General features: G+C 53.9%; 27 protein-coding genes. 16 read left to right on the top strand and 11 right to left on the bottom strand.

Going from position 1 to position 26,191, the window contains the following annotated elements; translation table 11 throughout:
- The first annotated feature begins 92 nt into the window (after nucleotides 1–92).
- From ACFO3I_RS07140 to ACFO3I_RS07115, 6 genes are all read left to right on the top strand, one after another.
- Nucleotides 93–515: a hypothetical protein gene (locus ACFO3I_RS07140; RefSeq protein ID WP_377332886.1), complete on the top strand. Its 423-nt coding sequence runs from the start codon at nucleotides 93–95 to the stop codon at nucleotides 513–515.
- A gap of 13 nt (nucleotides 516–528) precedes the next feature.
- Entirely contained in the window at nucleotides 529–1,074 is a 546-nt protein-coding gene (locus ACFO3I_RS07135; RefSeq protein WP_377332884.1) for a type II toxin-antitoxin system MqsA family antitoxin, read from the top strand.
- Entirely contained in the window at nucleotides 1,058–1,561 is a 504-nt protein-coding gene (locus tag ACFO3I_RS07130; protein ID WP_377333466.1) for a hypothetical protein, read from the top strand. Before ACFO3I_RS07135 ends, ACFO3I_RS07130 begins: the two co-directional genes overlap by 17 nt.
- Before the next feature lies 1 nt (nucleotide 1,562).
- Nucleotides 1,563–1,817, top strand: coding sequence for an antitoxin (locus tag ACFO3I_RS07125; RefSeq protein WP_377332883.1), 255 nt, complete (start codon nucleotides 1,563–1,565; stop codon nucleotides 1,815–1,817).
- A 174-nt stretch (nucleotides 1,818–1,991) separates the two neighbouring features.
- Entirely contained in the window at nucleotides 1,992–2,297 is a 306-nt protein-coding gene (locus ACFO3I_RS07120; protein ID WP_377332881.1) for a DUF6172 family protein, read from the top strand.
- Between the two features lie 181 nt (nucleotides 2,298–2,478).
- Complete coding sequence (locus ACFO3I_RS07115; protein WP_377332879.1) at nucleotides 2,479–3,759, top strand: DEAD/DEAH box helicase; 1,281 nt, start codon at nucleotides 2,479–2,481, stop codon at nucleotides 3,757–3,759.
- 83 nt (nucleotides 3,760–3,842) lie between these two features.
- Here ACFO3I_RS07115 and ACFO3I_RS07110 read toward each other — a convergent pair whose 3' ends face one another.
- Together ACFO3I_RS07110 and ACFO3I_RS07105 are read right to left on the bottom strand one after the other, a co-directional pair.
- Nucleotides 3,843–4,877: a methionine synthase gene (locus tag ACFO3I_RS07110; RefSeq protein WP_377332877.1), complete on the bottom strand. Its 1,035-nt coding sequence runs from the start codon at nucleotides 4,875–4,877 to the stop codon at nucleotides 3,843–3,845.
- Between the two features lie 114 nt (nucleotides 4,878–4,991).
- Nucleotides 4,992–5,972 (bottom strand): DUF1852 domain-containing protein, encoded by a 981-nt coding sequence (locus ACFO3I_RS07105; protein WP_377332875.1) that lies wholly within the window; start codon nucleotides 5,970–5,972, stop codon nucleotides 4,992–4,994.
- Nucleotides 5,973–6,391: 419 nt separating this feature from the next.
- On the opposite strand from ACFO3I_RS07105, the gene ACFO3I_RS07100 reads away from it, so the two are divergent.
- Nucleotides 6,392–7,135: a substrate-binding periplasmic protein gene (locus ACFO3I_RS07100; RefSeq protein WP_377332873.1), complete on the top strand. Its 744-nt coding sequence runs from the start codon at nucleotides 6,392–6,394 to the stop codon at nucleotides 7,133–7,135.
- Between the two features lie 84 nt (nucleotides 7,136–7,219).
- Here ACFO3I_RS07100 and ACFO3I_RS07095 read toward each other — a convergent pair whose 3' ends face one another.
- Nucleotides 7,220–8,755, bottom strand: a complete 1,536-nt coding sequence (locus ACFO3I_RS07095; protein WP_377332872.1) for a sugar porter family MFS transporter — start codon at nucleotides 8,753–8,755, stop codon at nucleotides 7,220–7,222.
- A gap of 173 nt (nucleotides 8,756–8,928) precedes the next feature.
- On the opposite strand from ACFO3I_RS07095, the gene ACFO3I_RS07090 reads away from it, so the two are divergent.
- From ACFO3I_RS07090 to ACFO3I_RS07080, 3 genes are read left to right on the top strand one after another with little or no spacing between them, the layout of a single operon-like run.
- The gene (locus tag ACFO3I_RS07090) at nucleotides 8,929–9,132 is read left to right on the top strand and encodes a hypothetical protein (protein WP_377332871.1); all 204 of its coding nucleotides are present in this window, start codon (nucleotides 8,929–8,931) and stop codon (nucleotides 9,130–9,132) included.
- A 9-nt stretch (nucleotides 9,133–9,141) separates the two neighbouring features.
- Nucleotides 9,142–9,921 (top strand): glycoside hydrolase family 3 protein, encoded by a 780-nt coding sequence (locus ACFO3I_RS07085; RefSeq protein ID WP_377332870.1) that lies wholly within the window; start codon nucleotides 9,142–9,144, stop codon nucleotides 9,919–9,921.
- Entirely contained in the window at nucleotides 9,848–11,479 is a 1,632-nt protein-coding gene (locus tag ACFO3I_RS07080; RefSeq protein ID WP_377332868.1) for a glycoside hydrolase family 3 C-terminal domain-containing protein, read from the top strand. The genes ACFO3I_RS07085 and ACFO3I_RS07080 overlap by 74 nt, the downstream gene beginning before the upstream one ends.
- A gap of 38 nt (nucleotides 11,480–11,517) precedes the next feature.
- On the opposite strand, the gene ACFO3I_RS07075 is transcribed toward ACFO3I_RS07080, so the two are convergent.
- Nucleotides 11,518–11,652 (bottom strand): hypothetical protein, encoded by a 135-nt coding sequence (locus ACFO3I_RS07075; RefSeq protein ID WP_377333464.1) that lies wholly within the window; start codon nucleotides 11,650–11,652, stop codon nucleotides 11,518–11,520.
- A gap of 17 nt (nucleotides 11,653–11,669) precedes the next feature.
- On the opposite strand from ACFO3I_RS07075, the gene ACFO3I_RS07070 reads away from it, so the two are divergent.
- Nucleotides 11,670–12,239 carry a sensor histidine kinase gene (locus ACFO3I_RS07070; protein ID WP_377332866.1) on the top strand — a complete coding sequence of 190 codons (570 nt, stop codon included), beginning with the start codon at nucleotides 11,670–11,672 and terminating at the stop codon, nucleotides 12,237–12,239.
- Between the two features lie 35 nt (nucleotides 12,240–12,274).
- Here the strand turns inward: ACFO3I_RS07070 and ggt are convergent, their stop codons facing one another.
- Together ggt and ACFO3I_RS07060 are read right to left on the bottom strand one after the other, a co-directional pair.
- Nucleotides 12,275–13,954 carry a gamma-glutamyltransferase gene (gene ggt, locus ACFO3I_RS07065; protein WP_377332865.1) on the bottom strand — a complete coding sequence of 560 codons (1,680 nt, stop codon included), beginning with the start codon at nucleotides 13,952–13,954 and terminating at the stop codon, nucleotides 12,275–12,277.
- A gap of 142 nt (nucleotides 13,955–14,096) precedes the next feature.
- On the bottom strand, nucleotides 14,097–15,314 hold the full coding sequence (locus ACFO3I_RS07060; protein WP_377332863.1) for an MFS transporter: 1,218 nt from the start codon (nucleotides 15,312–15,314) through the stop codon (nucleotides 14,097–14,099).
- Between the two features lie 249 nt (nucleotides 15,315–15,563).
- Here ACFO3I_RS07060 and ACFO3I_RS07055 point away from each other — a divergent pair, with 249 nt between their 5' ends.
- A complete protein-coding gene (locus ACFO3I_RS07055; RefSeq protein ID WP_377332861.1) occupies nucleotides 15,564–15,890 on the top strand; it encodes a hypothetical protein in 327 nt (108 codons plus the stop codon).
- The gene (locus ACFO3I_RS07050; RefSeq protein ID WP_377332859.1) at nucleotides 15,887–16,534 is read left to right on the top strand and encodes a TSUP family transporter; all 648 of its coding nucleotides are present in this window, start codon (nucleotides 15,887–15,889) and stop codon (nucleotides 16,532–16,534) included. Before ACFO3I_RS07055 ends, ACFO3I_RS07050 begins: the two co-directional genes overlap by 4 nt.
- A 50-nt stretch (nucleotides 16,535–16,584) precedes the next feature.
- Here ACFO3I_RS07050 and ACFO3I_RS07045 read toward each other — a convergent pair whose 3' ends face one another.
- Nucleotides 16,585–17,949 carry a class II fumarate hydratase gene (locus ACFO3I_RS07045; protein ID WP_377332858.1) on the bottom strand — a complete coding sequence of 455 codons (1,365 nt, stop codon included), beginning with the start codon at nucleotides 17,947–17,949 and terminating at the stop codon, nucleotides 16,585–16,587.
- 268 nt (nucleotides 17,950–18,217) lie between these two features.
- Between ACFO3I_RS07045 and ACFO3I_RS07040 the strand changes: the two genes are divergently transcribed.
- Nucleotides 18,218–19,666, top strand: a complete 1,449-nt coding sequence (locus ACFO3I_RS07040; protein WP_377332856.1) for a mannan-binding protein — start codon at nucleotides 18,218–18,220, stop codon at nucleotides 19,664–19,666.
- Between the two features lie 138 nt (nucleotides 19,667–19,804).
- The gene (locus tag ACFO3I_RS07035; protein ID WP_377332854.1) at nucleotides 19,805–20,260 is read left to right on the top strand and encodes a DUF4826 family protein; all 456 of its coding nucleotides are present in this window, start codon (nucleotides 19,805–19,807) and stop codon (nucleotides 20,258–20,260) included.
- Here ACFO3I_RS07035 and ACFO3I_RS07030 read toward each other — a convergent pair.
- Nucleotides 20,257–20,799, bottom strand: a complete 543-nt coding sequence (locus tag ACFO3I_RS07030) for an HAAS signaling domain-containing protein (protein WP_377332851.1) — start codon at nucleotides 20,797–20,799, stop codon at nucleotides 20,257–20,259. The genes ACFO3I_RS07035 and ACFO3I_RS07030 overlap by 4 nt on opposite strands.
- A 12-nt stretch (nucleotides 20,800–20,811) precedes the next feature.
- Nucleotides 20,812–21,171, bottom strand: a complete 360-nt coding sequence (locus tag ACFO3I_RS07025) for a PadR family transcriptional regulator (RefSeq protein WP_377332850.1) — start codon at nucleotides 21,169–21,171, stop codon at nucleotides 20,812–20,814.
- Nucleotides 21,172–21,439: 268 nt separating this feature from the next.
- Between ACFO3I_RS07025 and katG the strand changes: the two genes are divergently transcribed.
- Nucleotides 21,440–23,617, top strand: coding sequence for a catalase/peroxidase HPI (gene katG, locus ACFO3I_RS07020; protein ID WP_377332848.1), 2,178 nt, complete (start codon nucleotides 21,440–21,442; stop codon nucleotides 23,615–23,617).
- 76 nt (nucleotides 23,618–23,693) lie between these two features.
- Here the strand turns inward: katG and ACFO3I_RS07015 are convergent, their stop codons facing one another.
- Both ACFO3I_RS07015 and ACFO3I_RS07010 read right to left on the bottom strand, forming a co-directional pair.
- Entirely contained in the window at nucleotides 23,694–25,274 is a 1,581-nt protein-coding gene (locus tag ACFO3I_RS07015; RefSeq protein WP_377332846.1) for an amidohydrolase family protein, read from the bottom strand.
- 106 nt (nucleotides 25,275–25,380) lie between these two features.
- Nucleotides 25,381–26,133, bottom strand: a complete 753-nt coding sequence (locus ACFO3I_RS07010) for a class I SAM-dependent DNA methyltransferase (RefSeq protein WP_377332844.1) — start codon at nucleotides 26,131–26,133, stop codon at nucleotides 25,381–25,383.
- Nucleotides 26,134–26,191: the final 58 nt, after the last annotated feature.

The raw sequence follows: 26,191 nt of genomic DNA, 5'->3' as shown, positions 1-26,191 counted from the left end.
AACCATACTGTTGGTCTGCGCATAACCACGCACAAGGAAAGTGAGATGAACATTTTGCTGGGAACATTGACGAAACTCTTGGACTTACCATAATGGTAAGTTGTATTATCCTCAGCCGCTATCAACAGGGCTTAGACCCAACAGCGCAAGGCAGGCAGAAAATTGCTGGTGGACCTTTGTATCCTGTTGGAGATGTGATGCCACTGTTAAAGCCAGAGCGGATCAGGGCATGGACCAAAGGTTGTGTGCAGGATTTACAAAAATGGTCGATGGATCTGGAAGATGTTGCAGCTTTACTGAAACTTGCTTTGCTCGAAGGTAGGTATCTGGCTTCTGAGTGGTGCAGACAGCAACCAAATGGGGCTTGGGCGGCCTGTGATGCGTACCTTGTGGTTGAGCGGCGTATGAACGACGCCCTTGGTGATTACTTCAACACAGAGTTTTATTTGAAATTTGCTATTGGTAAGACGGGGCAGCTGATTTTAGTGGTATCCAGTCATCCGTCAGGTAGCTAAAAAGGAGAGTTGTATGCAAGGTAAAGATCTTTGCCCTTTATGTGGCGAAGGGCATTTAGCACTGCAGTCAGGTTCTCAGCTTGTCGACTATAAAGGTCAATCTTCCGCGATCGTCAGCTATTTCTCTGTGTGTGATCATTGTGGTTCAGAGCAAGCTGACGCCGGTCAAGTACGCGCTAACAAGCGCGCTGTGGTTGCTTTTAAAAAGCAGGTGGACGGTTTTTTAACCGGCGCAGAGGTGAAAGCAGTTCGCGAGCAACTTGGTATTACTCAGGCTCAGGCTGCCAAAGTATTTGGTGGCGGCCCGGTGGCTTTTGCCAAGTATGAAGCTGATGATGTCACCCAATCCGAGGCGATGGACAAATTAATTCGGCTTGCTGCCAGTTCGGTGGACGCATTCCATATTCTGGCGGAACGGATAGGGCTGGTTCCCAAAGCGGATGTACCCGCATGGCACTCGAATACAGTGGAGCAGCACCTAGCGAAAGTTTGCGTTGGCGCGGAGGTGAAGCCTTTGATGCCTAAGCTTCAGCTGGTCGTGAATGAAAGTTGGCGGTGAAGCCATGAACCTGTTGCTGCAAGAGGCTATTGATCATTTAAGTATCAACGATGTGTACCTTGTTCATGCTCAAAGTAGTGTGGCCGCAGATTCGCCTGCAAAATATGAAAACTTTGACCTGTTTCAGACTCAAACGCGTTCGGCTTTGCCGGCCGTATCTGCTATTGAGTTAAAGGATGGGCAGCATTTGGTGCGGGTTGAGTGCGGTTATGGCTTTAGATGGGTAGAGGAAGCCGAAGGGCAGGAGCCTGTGCAAAAGGCCTGCATTGAAGCAACTTTTGCCGCTGAATACGTGATGAAAAAAGTGATTTCTAACGAGGCTATTGCCGAGTTTTCCAAAAAGAATGTACATCATCATGTCTGGCCGTTTTGGCGTGAGTTTTTAATGTCCCAGACCGAGCGTATGAGGCTGCCCAGAGTCACAGTGCATATGTGTCAGTTTGGATTCGAAAGCATAGAAAAATCGACTGAGCGCGAAGGGGAGTAGCATGCCTGAAGCTTATTCTGTCTTGGCAGAGCAGACAGCCAGCATCGCAGAGTTTCAGTTGAATCCTATGGCGGTTGTTGCGAAAGCTGAAGGTTATGCGGTGGCAGTGCTTGCGCATAATGAACCCGTATTTTACTGCGTTCCGGCAAAAGCTTATGAAGCTTTAATAAACTATATGGACGACCTGGAGTTGGCTGCGCTGGTTGTACAAAGGGCAAAACAGCGCGACATTGAAGTTCAGTTAAACGACCTTTAACTGGATAACTCCAGACCCCACAAGCCCATCATCCACTACACTAGTGCGGCATCACCGGCATTATTTAGCGCTTCGCTGCAGATTTTGGCGGTGATAACGCCTATATCCATGTAGAATGCCCGGCCTTTTGAGCCAGGCAGCGTTTATGCCAACCGCATTCAGTTAGGAATTCCTATGAAAAAGACCTTTGCATTAACACACGCTAAATTGCAGCAAGCCCGTTTGGTCGATGCAATTAAACACGAAATTAAAAAATACCTGGCCAGAGAACGTCGTAAAGCCTTGCCAGAAGGTAAAGATTACTGGGCTTTTGACTGTCGTTTTGGCGAGACCGAACAACAGGCAGTGAAAGTGTTTAACTCTGATATCAATAAGAAAATCGACGCTGCTGTTGAACAGCAATGGCCAGCGTTTTATGTCGAAATTCTGGCGCGCAGCTGCACACATCTGCCACGCCCTGATGTTGACTTTGAGGACTAAGTGCTGCCCTTGGGCGCTGAATGAGGTCTGACCCTTGGTCACTAGGGCACTTCAGGCCTGAATTCGCCGTCTTTCGGCCGCCAAAGCGGTATGTTTTGTAAACAAAGCTCTTAACTGCAGCAAAAATGCTGTATATTTCGCCCCCTTAATTTTGCTGTAGCCAGTTGGCAGAGGAATTTTTATGCAATTTTCATCATTAGATTTAGCTGCCGAACTGCAACGCGCTCTGGTGGAGTGTGGCTACAATGAGATGACGGCGGTGCAGGCACAAGCCATAGTGCCAGCGCGTCGCGGTAAAGATTTACAAGTATCAGCTCAAACGGGCACAGGCAAAACCGCCGCCTTTTCGGTGCCTGTGCTACAGCGCATGCTGGACAACCCAAAAGCCACGGTAGAAAAACGGCCTCGTGCGTTAATTCTGACACCAACCCGCGAACTGGCAGAACAAATTGCTGAGTCCATTAAAGCCTATGCCAAGCACACCCCCATCAGCGTGACGGCCTTATACGGCGGCGTCAAACTGGGCGGGCAAGCCAGTAAACTGACTACTGGTGTAGATATTGTGGTGAGCACGCCAGGCCGGTTGATTGAGCACCTGACGCTGGGGAATGTGATTCTGTCGGACGTGGAATATGTGGTGCTGGACGAAGCCGACCGTATGCTGGATATGGGCTTTAGTGCTGATGTGCTGAAGCTGATGCAAATGACCGCCGCTAAACGCCAGACCATGTTGTTTTCTGCCACCACCTCAGCTGCAGTCAATGAACTGTCGCATAAGATCCTGCGTAATCACCAGCAAATCAAAGTGGCGAAAGTGAACAGCACTGCAGATACAGTGCAGCACGTGGTCTATGCGGTAGAAGAAAGCCGTAAAATTGAATTGTTTGAACAGCTGCTGGCCGAGCAAAACTGGTTCCAGGTGCTGGTGTTTACCAGTACCAAAGAGCAGGCAGACCGTCTGTTAGCGGGTTTACAGCAACGTGGTATTGAAGCGGCTGTCTGTCACGGTGACAAGAGCCAGGGCGCCAGACGCCGCGCCATTGCCGACTTTAAGTCAGCCAAACTGCAGGTGCTTATTGCAACTGAAGTGGCCGCTCGTGGTCTGGACATTCAAGGCCTGGACTATGTGGTCAACTTTAACCTGCCTTATTTACCGGAAGATTATGTGCACCGCATTGGCCGCACAGGCCGCGCTGGCGCTGCCGGGCAGGCGTTGTCTTTTGTTAGCCGTGAAGAGGAACAGACCTTAGAGCGCATTCAGAAACTGATTGGCGCTAAAATACAGCGCGTTGTCAAACCAGGCTTTGAAGTCAGCAACCGTGAGTCTTTACTGAAAAGTATTTCGCGTAAGGTGGTGACAGGGCGTTCCAATAAAAAATCAGAAACCCTGATTGCGCCTGCAGCCAAAGCCAAACCAAAAACCACAGCGAAGCCGCGCACTGCGAAAACCAGCAAAGGTTAAGCTGGCTTGAATTCATTTGATGTATAGATAACAGCCGGGCACTGCCTGGCTGTTTTTTTAGCGCTGAGCCAGCATTCAATCCTTTAGTTTTGACCCGCCAGCTCCCGCCGCACTATCTCTGCCCCCGCTGCTAAGGCATTGAGCTTGCCTTGTGCCACCTGGCGCGACAGTGGCGCCATGCCGCAGTTGGTGCAGGGGTACAGGTTGTGGGCGTCTACATACTGCAGCGCTTTACGCAAAGTGGCGGCCACTTGTTCTGGCGTTTCAATGCTGTTGCTGGCCACATCTATGGCGCCCACCATCACTTTTTTGCCGCGGATCAGTTCCAGCAGCTCCATCGGTACATGCGAGTTGTGGCATTCCAGCGAAATAATGTCGATGCTCGATTGCTGCAGCTTGGGAAACACCGCTTCGTACTGGCGCCATTCGCTGCCGAGGGTTTGCTTCCAGTCGGTGTTGGCTTTAATGCCGTAGCCATAACAAATATGCACGGCAGTTTCGCATTGCAGGCCTTCAATGGCGCGCTCCAGTGCAGCAACGCCCCAGTCGTTCACCTCGTCAAAAAACACGTTAAAGGCGGGTTCATCAAACTGAATAATGTCCACCCCTGCTGCTTCTAACTCTTTGGCTTCCTGGTTCAGAATTTTGGCAAATTCAAAGGCCAGTTTTTCGCGGCTTTTGTAATGGGCGTCGTACAAGGTGTCGATCATGGTCATTGGGCCAGGCAGGGCCCATTTGATTGGCGCTTTGGTTTGTGAGCGTAAAAACTTGGCGTCTTCAACAAACACGGGTTTGCTGCGGCTGACCGGGCCAACCACTGTAGGCACGCTGGCGTCGTAACGGTTACGGATGCGTACGGTTTCGCGTTTGCTAAAGTCGACGCCGTCTAAATGTTCGATAAAGGTGGTGACAAAATGCTGGCGGCTTTGCTCGCCGTCGCTGACGATATCAATGCCTGCCTGCTCTTGTTCATGCAACGACAAGCGCAGCGCGTCTTGTTTGCCACTGACCAGTTCGTCACCTTGCAGTTTCCATGGCGACCATAAGGTTTCAGGTTCGGCCAGCCAGTTTGGTTTTGGCAGGCTGCCTGCGGTAGAGGTGGGGAGTAGTTTTCTCATCATTAATGCTCTGTGTTCTGTTCGTTAATGGCCTGGTGCCAGGTGCAGGGCGTTAAGCGCTGCAGCTGCAGCATGGCCGCGAGGTAAGTGGGCTCTGGCGGCGATACGGCAGCTTCAGGCGTGCAGCGCACGAGACGACCACTGCTCTAAGGCGGCTCTGTGCGGTTTAATAAAATGCTCTTCGGCAAACTTGCCTTGTTCTACCGCAAGGCGGCTGCGCTCTTCGCGGTCGTACACAATATTGGTCAGGTTATGTGCCTGGTTTTTCAGGTTAGGCTGATAGCTGGCGCCTGCGCTTTGATGGGCGTTGTAAATCTCCGGCCGGTAAATTTTCTGGAAGCTTTCCATGGTGGCAATGGTGCTGATCAGCTCCAGGTTGCTGTAGTCATTCAGCAGGTCGCCGACAAAATAAAACGCTAGCGGGGCGGCGCTGCCTTGCGGCATAAAATAGCGCACCTGCAAGCCCATCTTTTTGAAATACAGTTCGGTCAGCGACGGCTCGTTCGGTTGGTATTCCACCCCCAAAACCGGGTGCTGGTTGCTGGTGCGCTGATAAATTTTGTTGTCCGACACGCTCAGGCAAATCACTGGCGGCTTGTCGAAGTTCTGCTGATAGGCCGCTGAGTTCACAAAGAGTTGGAATAACTTGCCATGCAGATCGCCAAAGTTAGCTGGAATGCTGAACTGTGGCTGGTTTTTGTTGTGTTCAGGCAGCAGGATGCTGAAGTCGTAATCCCGCACATAAGACGAGAAGTTATTGCCGACAATGCCCGCCAGGCGCTGACCGGTCTGGTGGTCCAGAATACTGGTTTTCAGCACTTCAATGGTCGGAAAGCTGTGACTTTGACCTTCTGCGGCCAGATCCACCGAAATGATCTCCAGCTCGACGGCATAGCGGTTCAGGTTAGGGTTGTCCCACGGAGCCAGCGCATTAAAGCGGCTGTTGATCATACAAAGCGCATTGCGCAGGTTCTGCTGGCGGCTTTCACCCCGGGCTAAATTGGCAAAATTGGTGGTGATCCGCGTGTTATTGGCCGGCTGGTAATGCTCATCAAAGCCGATGCGTTTAATGCTGAAGGTAAAGTTCGTGCTCATGCTCTGCTCTCCGTTGGTCCAGGTGCCAGCCAGTTTTGTTAGGTCATCGCTTGGCATCGGTTGGGGTCAGGTCTTGTATTTTGCATTGAAACGCAAAATACAAGACCTGACCCCAACCCCCAAGACCTGACTTAATATTGGACTTTAAGGTGTCTGGATGGCTATTTGTTGGCAATGAGTAAGTTATACGCGTCAGATTGCATGAATAAAAGTGGTTTTATTTCATTGGATAATGAAATTTTCTCATGTGAATAGGCTGTGACTGGGGTCAGGTCTTGAATTTTGCGTTCAAGTGCAAAATTCAAGACCTGACCCCAGAAGCAGTTGCTAGGAGTACGGTGCTTGTTGCTTATTTAATAAACTGCATTACTGTTTTGGTATGAATCCACTCTGCTTTTGTCTGTCGCCCCGGAGTTCACTTGCGTTATTTCGCCTGGTTATTTGCTTCTGTGATTTTTGCTGTGGCCCCCAGCCCGCAAGCCAAAGAGGTGTTATTTCTTACGCTGGAATACCCACCTTATGCGTCGGAGCAGATGGAGCACCAGGGCGCGGCGGTTGAATTGCTAGAGCTGATGCTGGACGGCTGTGATTTTCAGCCGAAGGTGCAATTTATTCCCTGGTCACGGGTGCTGCATGAGCTGAAACTGGGCCGGGCTGATGGCGTGCTGCTGTTGTGGCCTGAAGAATTAAAACGCCACAATGCGCTGGCGAGCTCCGCACTTTTTCTAAGTCGATTGGGTTTTTATGTGCGCAGGCCTGAGCTGGGGCAGCGGGATCTGCAGCTTAGCGCCTTGCGTAACCAGCGCATTTGCACGGTGCACAGTTACGGTTATCCACCCGAGCTGGCAAAGGCGGGGGGGATTTTTGATGAAGCACAGGACGATTTAGCCAACCTGCGGCGCATGCAGCTGGGGCGCTGTGACTATGTGGCCTTAGAGCGAGCTGTTGGTGAATTTTTGCTGGCGCATGACAGGACTGGGCTGGCTGATGCCGTGGCTTGGGCCGAACCTGCGTTTGCCGAGTTACCGCTGAAGTTTGCGGTGACCGCCGATAAAGCCGATTCTGCCGCGTTAATGGAAGCCATCGAACAAGGCTTGCAGCGCTTAAAGCTGGACGGACGCTACCAGCAACTGCTACAACGTTATGGCCTTGATGCGCCTTAGTTGCTGCGGGTTTGGGGTCCACCTTTGGGGTCAGGTCTTGTATTATGCGTTTCAATGCAAAATACAAGACCTGACCCCGTTCAGTTATTGCATTTCTTCCAGTTCTTTGCCTTTGGTTTCGTGCACCAGTTTCAGCACAAAGGCGATGGAGAGCAGGGCGCCGAGCGCGTAAAGGCCGTAAGCGCCAGCCAGACCGATGCCGGTCAGCAGTAACGGGAAGGTCATGGTGATCAGGAAGTTGCATAGCCACTGCGCCAGACCGCTGACCGCCAGGCCAACACCACGAATTTGATTGGGGAACATCTCTCCCAGCATCACCCACATCACCGGGCCCCAGGATAAGTTAAAGAAAAACACGTAGGCATTGGCACTGACCAACGCCAGCGTACCGTAGTCGCCCAGCAGCAGGTTGCCGTTCTCGTCTTGTGCCGCGTTGGCAAAGGCATACACCAGCAGTGCCAGCGTGATAAACATACCGACCGAGCCCCACAGCAGCAGCGGTTTACGGCCAATTTTGTCGATCACCAGTAAGGTCAGTACACAGGCCAGAATACTGATGGCGCCGCTGATCACATTAATTAACAGTGCATCGGCTTCAGAAAACCCCACCGCCTGCCAGAGCACGGCGCCGTAGTAAAACACCACATTAATGCCGACCAGTTGCTGGAAGGTGGCGAGGCCGAGGCCCACCCAGACCAAGGTGCGCAGCTTGCCTGTGGTGGGGTCGCGTAAATCACTTAAGCGCGGCGCATGATTGGCCTGTAGCGACCGTTGAATTTCTGCCACTTTTTTCTGGGCACAGCGTTCACCAAACAGGGTATGCAGCACCTTTTCGCCGTCGGCCTGCCGACCGGTCAGCAGTAAATAACGCGGGCTTTCCGGAATAAACAGCAGCATCAGTAAAAATACGCTGGCAGGCAGCAGCTCAATCCAGAACATCCAGCGCCAGGCGGCAAAGTCCAGCCACAGGCTTTGAGTGGAGGCACCGGCGTAATTGGCCAGCAGGTAATTGCTGACAAAAGCCATAAAAAGGCCAAAGATAATGGCGATTTGCTGCAGGCTGCTGAGCATACCGCGGTAGCGGGCTGGCGCCACTTCTGCAATGTAGGCGGGCGAAATCACCGACGCGGCACCCACGGCAAAACCACCGAGAATGCGGTAAATCACAAACTCAACAGAGCCGTCAGCAATGCCTGAACCCCAGGCGCTGACAATAAAAAACACCGCGGCCCAGCGCAGCAGCGTGCGGCGGCCATAGCGGTCGGCCAGCCGGCCGGCAAAATACGCACCGGCGGCACAGCCCAGCAACATGCTGGCGACATTAAAGCCGGTGCCGACGCTTTGTGACTGAAAGGCCTGCTGCAGGCCGTCGACGGTGCCGTTAATCACGCCACTGTCAAAGCCAAATAAAAAACCACCAATAGTAGCCACCAGGCTGATAAACAGGATCAAGCCGCTGTTTTCGGCCTGGCTGTGATCCTCGCTGGTTGGGCTGGTCATCGCAGCCGACCCCTGTTGTGTTGCAGTTTGCACCTGAAATCTCCCCTTGTTGTCGATACGGCTGCTTTGTGAGTTTGTGTCCGCATGGTTGCGAAATAGGCGCAGCCTGGTAGCCAGCATAGGGGTTCTGGCCTGACGACACATCAGGGCTGTGAAAAAAGATAACTCACTAAAAACATTCCATTAACGGGCAGCACAGCAGCTCAGGCTAAGGTAGGTCAGTCGCATAAGCGGCACAAAAAATAATCAGACCGGCTGCACCGGTTTTGGCTTGCGACAAGGAGCCCACTGTTATGCGTAAAACCCTGATGACCACTGTTTCTGCGGCCATGCTGAGCTGCGGCGCTTATGGCGCTGGCAGCACCGACACGGCACCGCTTTATAAAGATGCCAAAGCGCCTGTCGCTGAGCGGGTAGACGATTTATTAAGCCGGATGACGCTGGATGAAAAGCTGGCGCAGCTGCAAAGTGTCTGGCATCAGCGCCGTCAGATGTAAAATAGCCAGATGCAGTTTTTACCGGCCAAAGCCAAAGCCTTAATTCCAAACGGTATTGGCCATATAGCACGGCCAAGCGAATACAAAACGCCACGCCAGATGGCTGAGTTTAACAATGCGGCACAGCGCTGGTTGGCCGAGCAGACGCGGCTGGGCATTCCGGCCTTGATGCACGAAGAAGCGCTGCATGGCTATGTGGCCTATGACGCCACCAGTTTTCCGCAGGCCATGGCGCTGGCCAGCAGCTGGTCACCGGATGATCTGGAACAGCTCTATGCACTGGCCGCGCGGGAAATGCGTGCCACAGGTGCACACTGGGCCTTAGCGCCGGTGCTGGATATTGGCCGCGACCCACGTTGGGGTCGTATCGAAGAAACCATGGGTGAAGACCCTTATCTGGTGTCTGCGCTGGGCGTTGCCGCCGTGCGGGGTTTTCAGGGCCTGGCCAGCAAAGACGCTGCATTTGCTGAAGATAAAGTGGTTGCCACGCTTAAACACCTGACCGGCCATGGCCAACCGCAGGCCGGGGTGAATACGGCACCGGCCCATATTGCACCGCGTGAATTGCAGGAAGTGTTTTTAGCGCCTTTTGAAGCGGCTATTACTCAGGCTTTTGCCGCCAGCATTATGCCGTCGTACAACGAAGTGGACGGCGTACCGTCACACATTAACAGCTACCTACTGCGAGATTTGGCGCGTGAGCAATGGGGCTTTAATGGCGCCGTGGTCAGTGATTACTTTGCCGTGCAGGAACTGCGCAGCCGTCCGTCATCAGCTTTTTGCCAATGAAGCCGACGCTGCCAAAGCGGCACTGCTGGCTGGGGTGGATATGGAAACTCCCGATCCTATGGCCTTTCCCAAGTTAAAAGCTCTGGTCGAAAGCGGTCAGCTGCAGGTGCAGGCGGTGGACCAGGCAGTGCGCGCCGTGTTGATGCTGAAATTCCGCCTTGGTTTGTTTGAGCACCCTTATGTGGATGCCAGTAAAGCCGATGCGGCTTTAGGAGGAGAGCAAGGCCGTCGCCTGGCACTGGACCTGGCGGAAAAATCCATAGTGCTGCTGAAAAACGACGGCGTGTTGCCGCTGGACGCCAGCAGGCTAAAAAAACTGGCATTGATTGGTCCGCATGCCGATGAGGCATTACTGGGGGGGTACAGCAGCATTCCACGTAAAACGGTGAACCTGGTCGACGCCTTGCAGCAGCAACTGCAAGGCAAGGTGGCGGTGACGTTTGCCCGTGGCAGCCGCATCACAGACAACAACTTTTTAACGCCGAAGGCGCAAGCGACGGCAGACAGCCCCATTGTTTCCAGTACAGATACCTCCAGCACTAATGCACTGGCTGAACAAGCGGCTGCAGCGATGGTTGCGCGCAGTGAGAAGGCCGGAACCTATTCGATGCTGCGTTGGAACCATGACGACACCGTGCTGGCGAGTGCAACCGACAATGCCAGGCTGCGCGCAGAAGCGGTGGCGCTGGCGAAAAACTCCGATGCCATAGTGCTGGTGCTGGGTGAAAACGAAGGACTGGCGCGCGAAGCCTGGGCCGACAAACACTTGGGCGACCGTACCACGCTGGAACTGAGTGCCGACCAGCAATTGCTGGCCAAAGAAGTGTTGGCGGTGGCGGGCAACAAACCGCTGGTGCTGGTGCTGCAAAATGGCCGGCCGCTGGCGCTGGGCGGTCTGGCGGAGCAAATGCCAGCCATAGTGGAGGCCTGGTATTTAGGCCAGGAGGGCGGTACTGCGCTGGCTAATATGCTGCTTGGCAAGGTGAATCCGTCCGGTAAATTACCGCTGACTTTTCCACGCAGTGCCGGTCATATTCCGCTGTTTTACAACCACAAAGCGTCCAGCAGCCGCGGTTATTTACATGACAACATCAGCCCGCTGTATGCCTTTGGTCATGGTCTGAGTTACACCAGCTTCAGCTACAGCGAGCTCACGCTGAATAAAACCCAGGCTAAAGCCGGCGAGCAGGTAGAGGTGAGCCTGAAGTTAAAAAATACCGGCAGCAGGGCAGGGACAGAAGTGGTGCAGTTGTACCTGCAGGACCCGGTCGCCAGTTTAACCCGGCCGGTGCAGCAACTGGCTGGCTTTGCCCGGGTCAGCTTGTTGCCTGGTGAGCAGAAACAGGTCCGCTTTAGTCTGCCGGTTACGATGGCGGCGTTTTTGGGCCCGCAGCAGCACGGCAAGATGCCCTGGTTGCTGGAGCCCGGTGAAATCCGCTTACAGCTCGGCAGCTCTTCTGCCGATATTCGCTTACAGGGCAGTTTTGCAGTGGTTGGCGCGCCGGTGGATGTCAGCGCCAACAGAGCACTGCAAAGTACAGTCACTATTCTGGAGTAACAGCGAAGGCCCGTAGTCAGGCTGCGGGCCTGTTGCTGTCAGGGGATCACCGACAGCAGCTCTGGGTTCACCACCAGGTTGCGTACCCCGTGTGGGCCATGTTCGTTAAAGGGGTTGGCCTGGCACCAGGCGGCCATGGACGCCACATTCACCTTGGCGACTTTTGGCCGCACACTCCAGGCTACCTGAAATGGCGAGACCACTTCATTGTAGACTGGCCCGGCTGGTGAATGACCTGCTGACCTTTAACAAAGCCACGCTGGCGGACTCGCCGCTGCATCTGGTGCAAGTGTCGCTCAATGGCCTGCTGGAGCAGGCGCTGCAAGCGAACCAGGGCTATGCCAGCCAGTACGGTGTGAGTTTTGACTGGCATCCTGGCCAGGATCTGCAGATGACGGTAGACCCGGACAAGATTATGCAGGTGATGTCGAACTTATTGTCCAATGCCGCTAAATATTCGCCACAAGGCGGTGCAGTGCAAATTCGCAGCCAGCAACAAGGCGATAAAGTGCGGATTGAAGTGGAAGATTCCGGTCCCGGCATTCCGCTGGAGTTTCAGGACCGGGTGTTTGAAAAGTTTGCTCAGGCCGATTCCAGCAATACCCGACGGGTCGGCGGCACTGGTCTTGGCATGGCGATTTCCAAATCACTGGTGGAGCTGCATGGCGGCTCGATCAGTTTTGTCAGTGTGCCTGGCAAAGGCACCACCTTTGTGTTTGAGCTGCCGTTATTGCCAGTGACGCCACAAGACCTGAATTAGCCAGCCTGCGCTGTATGCAGGCCGGCTGCACTTCTTTAGTACTGAATGACTTTGGCGACGCCGCGCGAGCGCGGGTCGGCTGCGGCTGAGACCTGCTGGTGCTGCACCTGAATGGCCTGCACGTCGCCTAAGTTCCAATCCTGAGTTTTCAGCACATAACCACGTTCAGTCAGCTGCTGCTGCACTTCGGCAGAGAGCGGGCTAAAAGGCTCCATGGTGATTTGGTCTTTTGGCAGTAACTGGTGGTGAAAACGTGGCGCCGCCACCGCTTGTTGCAGCCCCATGCCAAAATCATACAGGTTGCTGATCACCTGAAATACCGAGGTGATTATGGTGGAGCCACCCGGCGTGCCGACCACCAGCTCAATCTGCTGATCCTTCACCACCAGACTTGGGCTCATCGACGACAGCATGCGTTTGCCCGGCGCTATCGAGTTGGCGTCTTTGCCCACCACGCCAAAGGCATTTGGCACGCCAGCTTTGGCCGAGAAATCGTCCATTTCGTTATTCAGCAAAAAGCCAGCGCCTTGCACCACCACGCCGCTGCCAAAATCCAGGTTCAGCGTGTAGGTGTTAGATACCGCATTACCGGCTTTGTCCAGAATAGAGAAGTGGGTGGTGTGGTAGCCTTCGAGCCCCGGTTTTACATTCGCTGTGGCCGAAATCGCCTTGGGGTTAATTTCTTTGGCGCGCTGATCCAGATAAGCGGCGCTCAGCAATTGCTCCTGCGGTACCTTCACAAAGCCGGGATCGCCTAAATACTCTGCCCGGTCAGCATAAACCCGCTTTTCCAGTTCGGCGATCAGATGCACATACTGACTGCTGTTGTGCGCCACGCCGTTAAAATCAGCCTGACGGCGCTGCTTCAAACCGAGCAACTGACCTATAGCAATACCACCTGAACTGGGGGGCGGCGCACTGATAAAGCTTTTGCCCTGCCAGGGTGTGACCAGTGCATCACGCCAACCCGCCTGGTATGCGGCTAAATCGGCCATGCTGATCAGGCCGCCACCGCGCTGCATTTCTGCCACCAGCAGCTGGGCTGTTTTGCCTTTGTAAAAATCGTCCGGCCCTTGTTCAGCAATCCGGCTCAGGGTTTGCGCCAGCTCTGGCTGCTTAAAGTTTTCACCTGCTTTCATGGTGCCAAAATAGTCGGAGAAGTTGGTTTTGCCTTCCAGTTGCGTTGAGATATCGGCACGGTATTGGTACTGATTGGCGGCGACAGTAAAGCCGTTACTGGCGTAGCGGATGGCCGGTGCCAGCAGGGTTTTCCATGGCAGGCTGCCAAATTTCTGATGCGCCAGCCATAAGCCTTTGACTGTACCAGGCACACCACTGGCTTTGTGGCCAATCAGGCTTAAGTTTTCAATCACCTGTTTATCTGCGTCCAGGTACATGTCGCGGTGTGCAGCGGCGGGCGCAGTTTCGCGGTAGTCCAGGAAATACGGCTGGCCTTCAAACCAAATCAGCATAAAACCACCACCGCCTATATTGCCGGCTTCGGGGTAAGTGACGGCCAGGGTAAAGGCGGTGGCGATAGCGGCGTCAACGGCATTGCCGCCCTGGCGCAGAATTTGTTCGGCGACCAGCGCGCCGTACTGATCAGGGGAAGCGACGGCGCCAGCCTGAAGTTCTGTTTTGGGAGCGGCCTGCGCGAATGATGATGTCAGACAGAAAAGAATAGCCGCGACTGCGGATAGAAAACGAATTGCCATGCAAAACTCCCTGATTGAGCCAGTTGAGATTAAATTTTGTTCGCTCCGGTGTCAGGTCTGTTTTAACGTTTCAATCAATGAATTACAAGAACAGTCTGTCAGACGAACCCGGCACTCCCGGGTTGTCTGACACTGAGAGGCATTAGTCTTTTCGCATTTTAGGCAGCAGTACAGTGACCACGCCCAGCAACGGCAAATAAGCGCAGTACTGAAATACCTGCACTATGGACGTGGCGTCAGCCCAGGCACCAAGCCCGGCGGCGGCGATGCCGCTGATGCCAAACATCAGGCCAAAAAAGATACCGGAGATCAGACCGATTTTATGCGGTACTAATTCCTGCGCCAGCACAATAATGGCGGAGAACGCCGAAGACAGCACAAGGCCAATCAGCACGGACAGTGCGGCGGTCCAGTACAGGTTGCAGTAAGGCAGCAGCAGGGTAAAAGGCGCAGCCCCCAGAATAGAAATCCAGATCACGGCTTTACGGCCAATTTTGTCGCCAACCGGGCCACCGACAAAAGTACCGAGTGCCACTGAGGCCAGGAAGATAAACAGGTAAAGCTGAGAATCTGCCACCGAGACGGCGAATTTTTCCATCAGGTAAAAGGTGTAGTAGTTGGTCAGAGCTGCCATATAGATGTATTTGGAGAACACCAGTATGGCCAGTACCAGCAGTGCGCCTTTGACCTGGGCCATAGTTAAATGGCTGAAATGCGGCTGTTTTTTCGCACCTTTTAAGCTGGCCCCTGAACGGATGGTCCAGCGGCTGACTGCACTAAGCACTGCAATCCCTAAAATGGCAAACAGGGTAAACCACAGAATTGCATCCAGCCCACGTGGCAGAATAATGGCGGCCGCCAGCAAAGGACCAAAGGCCGAACCGGCATTACCACCGACCTGGAAAAACGACTGGGCAAAACCAAAGCGGCCACCGGATGCCATGCGGGCCACCCGCGACGCTTCCGGGTGAAAGGTGGATGACCCCATACCAATCATCGCCGAGGCCACCAATAAACCAGCAAAACTGCTGCTGCTCGCCAGCAATATCAGACCTAGCAAGGTCATCAGCATGCCACAGGGTAACAGGTACGGCTTGGGGTGTTTGTCGGTGTAGAGGCCAACCGCCGGTTGCAGCACTGACGCCATCAGCTGGAAGCTCAGCGTGATCAGACCGATTTGGGCAAAACTGAGACTGTATTCGGTTTTCAGCAATGGGTAAATCGACGGCAAAATGGCCTGAATTAAATCATTCAGCAAATGGACAAAACTGACCGCCGCCACCACTGGCAAAATGGTTTTTGTGGCGTCAAAGCTGGTTGATTGCTGGGACTGCGCTTGCTCTGCTGGGTCACCGATCATCTGGACTACTCTGTGGTTGAAAAGCCGGCATTATAAACCTGCGCGCTGGCTAAATCTGCCTGAAACTGCCAGTGCACCGGCAAATACGATGGGGTCAAGTCTCTTTTGGGGTCAGGTCTTGAATTTTGCATTGAAACGCAAAATACAAGACCTGACCCCAGTATTAAAGGGGGGATTTTTGCAATGGTGGCTATTCAGCTATCGGCGAAACAGGGTATAAATTGGCAAGTATTTTCAGGAGTGCTGTGCATGTTTGGTTACCGGCTGTTTCGCTATTGGTTTTTCGCGGCGTTGTTGCTGTGGGCTGTGCTGTTTTACAGTTTTAACGACCTGGCTTTTTTGGCGGAGCACTGGTTTTACCCAGCCATTATGGTGGTGGGCGCCTTTGTCGCTGGGTCTACCCCGGAAGGAGGCGGTGCTGTGGCTTTTCCGGTGCTGAACATTTTCTTGCAGATAGACAGGGTGATGGCGCGGGATTTCAGCCTGATGATCCAAAGCATAGGTATGACCAGCGCGAGCGTATTCATTTTATGCAGCACGCCAGACAAAAGGGTGTTTAACCGCTGCTGTGGATGATCCCGCTGTGTTTTGCCGGTTTTGTGCTGGGCATGCAGGTACTGCAACAGCTGCCGGTGTACATTATTCAGGCGCTGTTTTTAAGCCTGATCACTGCGTTTGCGCTGGCGTACAGTTTGGGCAAACATCGCGGTTGCCAGAGTGAACTGCGTTCACCCAAAGGCTACGAATGGGGCCTGCTGACGCTGGTGTTGCTGACCGGTGGTATGTGTGCCAGTTTGTTTGGCACCGGCGCCGATATTATCCTCTACACCTTGTTGGTGACCTTGTTTCGTATGCAGGAAAAACGCGCCACTCAGCTGGCGATTATGTTGATGGCGGCGATCAGTGTGCTGGGCTATGGCTGGCTTGGACTGGTGGAACAGGACCTGAGTGCGTATCAGGTGCAGACCTGGCTCTGTGCTTACCCCGTGGTGTTGCTGATGGCGCCGTTGGGGGCTGTGGTGCTGGCCAAAGTGAACAAAGAGTTGATGCTCAAAGGCATTGCCATTTTGAACCTGGGTCAGATGGCGTATTTCCTGCTGTACAACCCAAGTTCTGCCAAATGGTGGTGGGCCAGTGTCTTTATGCTGGTGCTGAGCCTGGCCTTCAGCTACGCCATCTGGCGTTTAGGCCAACAAAAAGTGGCGCAGGCTGCCAGCTAAGCGCCGGGACTGACTGTTCAGACGCTTAGCTGCAATCCGTCCGCTCAGTATTAGTTTGCTAAACGCGCCGGGTCCAGCAATTCTTTCAGCTGAGCTTCCGATAAATCAGTTTGCTCCAGCGCCACGTCCAGCACTGGGCGCTGCTGCTGATAGGCTTGTTTAGCGATAGCTGCGGCTTTCTCGTAGCCAATCACCGGGTTTAACGCAGTCACCAGAATCGGGTTACGCGCTAAAGCCCGGGCTGTGGTGTCTGCCCGTACTTTCAGCCCGGTTAGCGCTTTTTCGGCCAATGCCCGCAGACTGCCACTGAGCAGACTGATGCTGTCGAGCAGATTGGCAGCCACCAGCGGTAACATCACATTGAGTTCGAAATTACCTGATTGGCCTGCCACTGTAATAGCCGCATCGTGGCCAATGACCTGGGCCGAGGCCATCGCGACAGCTTCCGGGATCACCGGATTCACTTTACCCGGCATAATGGACGAACCTGGCTGCAGCGCGGGTAATTCAATTTCCGCCAGACCTGCCAGCGGGCCAGAATTCATCCAGCGCAAATCATTGGCAATTTTTAGCAGCGCAACCGCCAGGGTTTTTAAGGCGCCTGAAGTCGCCACCGCGACATCCTGGGAGCTTAAGCTGAAAAAGAAATTGGGGCTGGGGCTAAACGACAGACCGGTTTGTTCGCTCAGCGCGGCAGCAAAACGGGCGGCGAACTGCGGATGGGCGTTGACACCGGTGCCAATGGCGGTGCCACCTTGCGCCAGCTGCTGTAAGTGCGGCAGCTGCGCCTGCAACTGCTCTGCGGCATGCTGTAACTGAGCTTGCCAGCCGCTGAATACCTGGCCAAAACGCAACGGCATGGCATCCATCAGATGGGTGCGGCCGGTTTTCAGTACATGGCCTTGTTGCGCTGACAATTGGCTCAGCGCCTGCTGCACCTGGGTCAGGGCCGGCAACAGATCGCCACTGATCGCCAGTGCGGCGCTGACATGGATAGCCGTCGGGATGGTGTCGTTACTGCTTTGGCCCAGGTTCACATGGTCGTTCGGGTGAATTTTTTCGCCAGCGCTCTGACTGGCGAGAGTCGCCAACACCTCGTTCACATTCATATTGGAGCTGGTGCCTGAACCTGTCTGGTAGACACCCACTGGGAATTGCGCCGGATCCGGCTGCTCAAGCTGAGACTGTGCCGCCTGAATAATAGCGTCACTCTGCGTGCTGCTCAGTAGCCCCAACTGCTGATTGGCGCGAGCCGCTGCTTGTTTGATCAATAACAAAGCGCGGATAAAAGGCCAAGGCAGGCTGGCCGGGTGCAAGGTGAAATTCTGCACCGCACGTTGGGTCTGAGCCTGGTACAAGGCGTCGGCTGGCACTTCCAACGCGCCCATTGAGTCATGTTCAATCCGGTAAGACATTGTGTTGCTCCTGCGATGGGTAGGCGAAGAATTCACCCGGCTTTACAGTGGATAGTGAGGTTGGAATTTAACCAGTTCAAGTCGGCGGTAAAATTTATCTGTGGCGGAGGGGGTTTGAAAATTAGCAAAACCTAAGTTTCTTTTTTTTCATTTAGTTCCAGAAATGGATAATTTGAGCTAGTGTATCTGAAACAGGTAAGTGGCTGGTGGATGGGCTGCCGGTTGCACTATCTGTGGTGACAACACTGAAAAGGAAGGAATACCTGCTATGAATACCACCAAAATAGTGCTGGGCGGCGCCTTGTTGTGGGCTGGCCTCTGCACAACTGTGCTTGCGGATACCAGTTGCCCAGTCGCTCCGGCCTGGCTAAGTAACCCTTCAATGCCCGCTGAGGTGAAGCAAAGTGCTGGTCCCGGCGACTCAACCTTTTGTGACTTCTATCAGTTTTCGACCCAGACTTATTTGTACCTGATGTCAGCGAACAGTACTGGCCAGCGCAATTTTATGGACCCAAGCCAGTATGCCGTGCTTGAGTTTGACAGCCAAGGCAACCCGGCTAATTCGTGTGATGCCACAGTGACAGGCCCCACCTTAAGAACCAGCCTGAATAAAGCCGACAGCACCTCGATTTCTACTCAACAAGCCGGTGATGGTGCCACCATTTATGCCCAGGACGGCAATGTGGTGTATTACGACGTGCGCTTTAGTAAAAGCATGTGTGGTTTGCCTGGCAGCGCTGTGCAGCTGCAAAAACAAAACCTGATTAATTTCCCCGGTGGCACCACAGAAATTAAAGCGGCCTGGAAAGTGCTTTCTGCTGCCGAAATTAGCGCCGGCACTTTTGTTACCCAACAACAAAGCATTGGCGGGCAACCCCAAACGCTGGGCCTGGTCGGTATGCATATTGCGGTGGCAACCCCAGATCACCCTGAATTTGTCTGGGCCACCTTTGAACACAAACAAAACACACCGGACTGTGCGCCAAGCAGCATCACTGGCAAAGACAGCTTTACCTTTGCCAGTTCAAGCTGCGCTACCGGCCTGACAGGGACTGAAACCGCAGGCAACACCTGTAATTTCAATAACCCATCCGAGGGCTTGTCGGCAGCCACAGGAACACCCACCAATATTTGTCGGGTTTACCCATTCGGGACCGGATCTGGTGATCTCAAGGCCGTCGAGAACATCTCGGCTATTGAGGCACAAAACAGCGGATTGGACAGCCTGCTTGGGGGTACTTCAGTGCCTGCCGGTATGCCGGTGCTGGGCAACTACTTTAATGTCGGGGCGCTGTGGGTCAGTGATATCGCGCAAAGCTCAGGCGGGCAGGGCGTGCCAAACGAACGTGGTTCTTTGCGCCTGGCCAACTCAGTGGCAGAAACCACCTTCCAGCATGTGAACCTGAACAGTGCGGGCTTTGCCAGCAACTGCTTTGGTTGCCATAACTATGTCGGCACCGGCAACCAGGTCAATAACAACATCACCAGCCAGAATCTGAGTCATATCTTTCTGGACATTGTGGTGGGCAAAGGGGAGGCGATTGATGTGACCTCAAGCACGCCAATTGGCAGCAATAGCGCAGCGCCAGCGATTTGTCAGGGCACGACAGCCAATCCAGGGGTTTGCCCCAATGCCGCTAATAACCTGAAGTGGAACGGCCAGTGGACCAACATCAACAGCAGTGCAGGTTCGGTCTGCGGTTGTGTGGCTCAGTAATTGATCTCATCTCGGCGGCTCAGCGGCCTTTGCTGCTGAGCCTTTTTGTTTTCCCTTGCTGCTGTGCGTTATTTTCCTTGCTGCGCTGGACAGACTTTCCGACAATAGCCGCCTTATTTCCTTTTGAGTGAAGCTGATATGCAATTGGACGACGCAGACGATTGGGCCTGGTGCGAACAGCAATACCCGGCCGTAGTTGCTTATGTATCGGCACAGCAGATCCCGCATGGTGAGATTTGCGACTGGCCTGAATGGGACTGCGCACCTTACCTGGGCTTATGGGCAGTGGAAGACCCGGCCGACCCGGGTTATGTGGGTCACTGGATTTTAGTCGGTGACAGCAGTGGCAGTCAGCCGCAGCCAGTACCTTTTGACCATTTACCAGCCGATGAGCTGGCAGAACCCCGTGAAGCCTTGCTGGCCTTTGCCAAAAAGTGGGCGGCATTAGCCGCTGCTGCCTGTCAGGGCCAGGATTGGCTGGGCAGCCCCAGTCTGCCGGGTGAACTTAACCAACGTGCCGACCAGCTCAAGCGCCAGGCGACCCTGCTGCAGCAGCTGGCCGAAGACGATGAGCTGTGGCAGGACGACGACTAAAGCTGCTTTTTCAGGGCCAGCAGCACTTTGCGGGTGAGCCAGAGTACCGCAAGCCCGGTCAAGGCGGCCACGGGCACCAGACCATAGCCCAGCACTTCCAGCTCTGCCGGTTTAGGGTCGGCCATTATGCCTAAGGTAATGGCTTCCCCTGCGGATTCTGACCACACCCCGACATGCTCAGGCCAGAATAGTTTGGCGATGGCGGTCAGCAGCAGACTGAATGCCGTGACCCCACCAAACACCGCCATCGAAAAATACAGGCTGTAGGTGACGCTGCGTTTTACCTGAGTAATGGCTTTAAAACCTTTCGGCGGTGGCGCACCAGTGGTCAGATGCGCGATGTACTGCTGCGCCAATTGGCGCGGCTCTCCGAACCCCTGCAATATCAGGTGGATGTCGGCGTCAGGCTGGCTTTCCAGCACATCAAACAAATGGCTTTCAATTTCCCGCAGCACATCATTGCGGTCCTGAGCGTTTAGCCGGGCCAGGTAAAGTTCCAGTTGTTGCAGATACTGCTGCACCGCTGCATTGGTTTGCATTTTATTCCCCTTCTAATTGTTGTCCGTGTGGCTGCAGAGCAGCTGCTCTATATCGGAGACCGATTGCCGCCAGAGCTGAATGAGTGCGCCAAGACGTTCGGCTCCGGCTGCCGCCAGGCTGTAATACTTGCGTGGCCGGGTGTCGTTTTCCTGCACCCAGGCGGCGTCGATCAGCCCGTCGCGTTTCAGCCGGTCCAGCAGCGGGTACAAGGTACCTTCACTGATGGCCGTTGATTTGAATTGCTGCAATTGCTTCAGCAGCTCCAGGCCATACAGGGTGCGTTGCTGCAACAGCGCCAGAATGACCAGCTCCAGCGTGCCTTTGCGCAGTTGCACTTCCCATTTATCCGAATTTTTGTCTGTGTCTGTCATGGTGTTTACTCGGGTATACAAGTTACTATGTATTGCATAGTAACTTGTATACCATAATTTATCTCTGCGCAAGCCGGGGCTAGAAAGGAAAGGCTGGATATGGGTCGTCAAACCTGCTGAACAAGTAGGAAATTATTGTTTTATATCAATTAAATCGATTAACTCAGTCCATTAAACTTTCTTTCTGTTGTCAAAAAAAAGGTCTAATGTTAGTAGCAACTTGAGGGCCGGTTGGCTCACTGTGATCTTAACGATGAGGAAACTACAGATGGATAAATCAACAGGAAAATGTCCGTTCGCGCATGGCGCCAAAACATCGACGGCCACGGCTTCTGAACACTGGTGGCCGAATGCGCTTAACCTGGACATCCTGCATCAGCACGACAGCAAAACCAACCCGATGGACCCTGACTTCGACTACGCCAAAGCTTTTGCTTCTTTGGATTTAGCGGCGGTGAAAGCCGACTTAAAAGCCTTGATGACAGTGTCGCAAGACTGGTGGCCGGCCGACTGGGGCCATTACGGCGGCTTGATGATCCGCATGGCCTGGCACAGTGCTGGTACTTACCGTACCGCCGATGGCCGAGGCGGTGGTGGCACCGGGACACAGCGCTTTGCGCCACTGAACAGCTGGCCAGACAACGGCAACCTGGACAAAGCCCGTCGGTTGCTGTGGCCTGTGAAGAAAAAATACGGCAACAAGCTGTCCTGGGCCGATTTAATGATCCTGGCCGGCAATATGGCCTACGAATCGATGGGCTTTAAAACCTTTGGTTTCGCCGGTGGCCGCGCCGACGTATGGCACCCGGAAAAAGACATATACTGGGGCTCGGAAAAACAGTGGCTGGCGAAAAGTGGTGGCGAAGGCAGCCGCTACTCAGGTGAGCGTGATTTAGAAAATCCATTGGCTGCGGTCATGATGGGCCTGATTTACGTGAATCCAGAAGGGGTAGACGGCAATCCGGATCCGCTGAAAACAGCGCAAGACATGCGGGTCACTTTCGCCCGGATGGCAATGAACGATGAAGAAACGGTAGCACTGACCGCTGGCGGTCACACTGTAGGTAAAGCCCATGGTAATGGCGACGCTGGCAAGTTAGGTGCCGACCCAGAAGGTGCCGGCATTGAAGAGCAGGGCTTTGGCTGGATGAATCACCAAAGCCGCGGTATTGGCCGTAACACCGTAACCAGTGGGGTGGAAGGGGCCTGGACTGCGCATCCAACCCAGTGGGACAACGGTTTCTTTAAAATGCTGATGGAATACGACTGGGAACTGACCAAAAGCCCGGCCGGTGCCCATCAGTGGAAGCCTGTTAACCTGAAGCCTGAAGACACCCCGGCAGATGTCGAAGGTGGTGCAGGCAGTACTATGGTGGTGATGACTGACGCCGATATGGCACTGAAAGTCGACCCAGAGTACCGTAAGATTTCTGAGCGATTCTACAAAGACCACGCCTACTTTGAAGAGGTGTTTGCCCGTGCCTGGTTTAAACTGACGCACCGCGATTTAGGCCCGAAAAGCCGTTATTTAGGGCCGGATGTACCGGCTGAAGATCTGATTTGGCAGGACCCAATCCCAGCTGTGACTTACCAGCTTTCAGAAGCTGAAATTGATGAGCTGAAAGCCAAAATTCTGGCGACTGGTTTGTCGGTGTCTGAGCTGGTTTCGACCGCTTGGGACAGCGCCCGGACTTATCGTGGTTCGGATTACCGTGGCGGCGCCAACGGTGCCCGTATTCGTCTGGCACCACAAAAAGACTGGGAAGGCAACGAGCCTGTGCGTTTGCAAAAAGTGCTGAAGGTACTGGAGCAGCTGCAAGCCGGTTTAAGCAAAAAGGTCAGCCTGGCGGATCTGATTGTATTAGGTGGCAGTGCGGCGGTGGAAAAAGCCGCTAAAGATGCCGGTGTGGCGATTAAGGTTCCATTTGCACCAGGCCGTGGTGATGCCAGTGCCGAGATGACGGATGTGGAATCCTTCGCTGTGCTGGAGCCATTGCATGACGCTTACCGTAACTGGCTGAAGCAGGATTATGTGGTGAGCCCGGAAGAAATGATGCTGGACCGCACCCAACTGATGGGCCTGAGCGCCGCTGAAATGACTGTGCTGGTTGGTGGTATGCGGGTGCTTGGCACCAACCACGGCGGCACTGGCCACGGTGTCTTTACCGATAAAGTGGGCGTGCTGAGCAACGACTTCTTCGTCAATCTGACCGATATGGCGTACAGCTGGAAACCGACGGGGAAAAACTCGTATCAGATTGTTGAGCGTAAAACAGGGGCGGTGAAGTGGACGGCAACCCGGGTCGACCTGGTGTTTGGTTCCAACTCAGTGCTGCGCTCTTACGCTGAGGTCTATGCACAGGACGACAACAAAGCCAAGTTTGTGCAGGACTTTGTCAAAGCCTGGGTGAAGGTGATGAACGCGGACAGATACGATCTGAAATAATCAGTCTCTAGAAAAACCAAGGGCGGCATGATCGAATGGGCCGCCCTTTTTTACGTCGGTAAGAATGCCACCGGGCTCAGAGCTTGCTGCTGTCACCTTTGGCTTGCTGCACCATTTGCCGCACGTCGGACAGTAGTTGCTGGGCGTCATACACAATGCCGTCTTTGACGGTGTAACGCACCCCTTTGCTGCGCTCTGGTTCATTGTGGTCATTCAGCCGGTAATGACCGGTGCCAAACAGCACTTTAAAGTTTGCCAGCGGGTTTTCTGTCACGATCACCAAATCGGCTTTTTTGCCGGGTTGCAGGCTGCCAATGTCTTTGTCCATGCCCAGTGCCTGTGCACCATTCAGTGTCGCCGCCTGAATCACTTCCAATGGGTGAAAGCCAGCTTCGCGTAGCAGTTCTAATTCCTGAATGTAAGCAAACCCATAAATTTTATAGATATAGCCGGCGTCGGAACCTGCAGTGACCCGGCCGCCATGGTTTTTAAAGTCATTTAAAAAACGGAACCAAAGCCGGTAGTTTTCGCGCCAGGCCACTTCCTGCTCTGTGCCCCAGTCAAACCAATAAGAGCCATGAGCATTGCGGTTTGGTTTAAAAAAGTTGGCCAGGGTGGGCAGGGTATAGTCCTGCTGCCAGGGGGCGTTACGCTGCGCTTCGGCGTCCCGGCTGGCTTCGTAAATAGTCAGGGTCGGGTTGATGGTAAAGTTCAGCTTAATCAGCTCGTCGCGCACCGAGTTCCATTTTTCTGAACCTGGCTCGGCCGCTTGTTTCCACAGCTCACCGGCGGCGCTGAATCTGTCTTGCTCATTCTGGTAGTTGTAATTGAGTGGGTAATTCTGAATGGTCTGGCCGGTAAAAAGGGCTTCCGGTAAGCCGTACCAGTGCTCCATCGAGGTGAGACCCATGCGGGCGCTGTCCAGCACATTGGTGCTCATCACATTGAGCTGAGCGTGGTGCATCATGGTGCCAAGCTGCTGTTTTTTCGCTTCATCCAGCGCGGCGGCAATAATGGCAGGTGGGGCGCCAAAAAACTTCACGCCTGCCGCCCCGGCTTTTTTCACATCTTTAACCCAGTCGCGCGCTTGCTCTGCGCTAAAAATTGGCTTGCCAAGACCCTGGCCAAAGCCGACATAAGGCACGATGCGGGGGGCGACGATAAGGTTGTCATTGGACGCTTTGACATGGCGCATGGTCCAGGCCACGCCATTAAAGCTACCGGGCTCACGCACTGTGGTAATGCCATGCGCCAGCCAGAGTTTAAACACATAGTCGGCCGGAATGCCGTTGGCACTGCCGCCAATATGGCCATGCATATCAATAAAGCCCGGCAGCACATACATGCCGGTTAAATCCATTTCTTTGTCGCCCTGTGCAGCTTTGGGCCGGTTTGCGGTAGGGATTGGCACACCGGGATTGCCGACGGTCACAATCTCGGCAATCCGGTCTTGTTCAATGACGATATCAACAGGCCCGACCGGTGGAGCGCCTTCGCCACTGACATAGGTTACCCCACGTAAAATCAGCCGTTTATACGGGCCGTCGCCCTGATGACGCTCGGTAGCGGAGGGCGTGCGCTCATTTGATGTGGCAGCTGCCAGATGCAGGCTGACAGTCATCACTAATAAGCTACTGACTTTAATGAAAAACTTCATAGATGTTCCTTGTTATAGTTATCGCAGAGCCAAGCTGCTTTACTATGGCAAGGAGTGGTTGCTGCTGCAACAGAACAGGTTCAAACGGCAGCAGCATGCGGTGGTTTCAGCCTGGCTTTTTGATGCACAGCACCAGTGTATTTCCAGAGTTTGGCTGCAATGGCACAATTTTTTCGTAATCATGTTGCAGCAGGATCGTCTCAAAATAAGGTTCCAGCAGCTGGTGCAGCTCAGAAAAACTCACGGCGACCATAGGGTGGCTGTCTTGCCATTGCTCTGTGATGTCGCCTGTGCTGCGGCTGATCGCTAATTGCAGTTGTTGCTGTTCGCCTGTGCCGGGGTAATACCAACCAGACTCAAAGTGAAACAGGCTGTTGTCGGTGTTGGTGCTGTGCTGCTGACTCAGGCGGTTATCAATTTGCTGTTTATCGACGGCGTTAAAACAAAACAGCCCACCAGTAGCCAGTTGCTGGTGCACCTGACGAATGCATTGGTTCAGCCGGGCCAGGCTGGCGCAATAATGCAGTGAATACAAAAAGCAGGTGATTAAATCCAGCGGCTCAGGCCAGTTGAGCGCACACATATCCCCCTGGACGAAGCTGGCTTCAGGGCAACGTTGTTTCGCTTTGTCCAGCATCGGCTGATTTAAATCCAGGCCCGAACTTTGATAGCCTAAATCCAGTAACTGGCGGATATGTGGCCCGGTGCCGCACGCGAGATCCAAATGGCGGTTGCCACCATTGCCAAACAGCTGATGCAGCCGGTGCACCATCTGGCTTTGACTGGCGTAGTCAATGTCCGCGCACATCAGGTCATAATAACAGGACAGGTCTGTGTATAAGGCGTTGCTGGTACTCATGGTGACCTGTTGCGACAATTATAGGGCGCGCATTCTAGCTGGTTTTAGTGATGCCGCC

Origin of the sequence: Rheinheimera marina (assembly GCF_042654345.1) — a bacterium.
Classification (GTDB): domain Bacteria; phylum Pseudomonadota; class Gammaproteobacteria; order Enterobacterales; family Alteromonadaceae; genus Pararheinheimera; species Pararheinheimera marina.
This window is presented reverse-complemented; position numbering and strand designations above follow the sequence as displayed.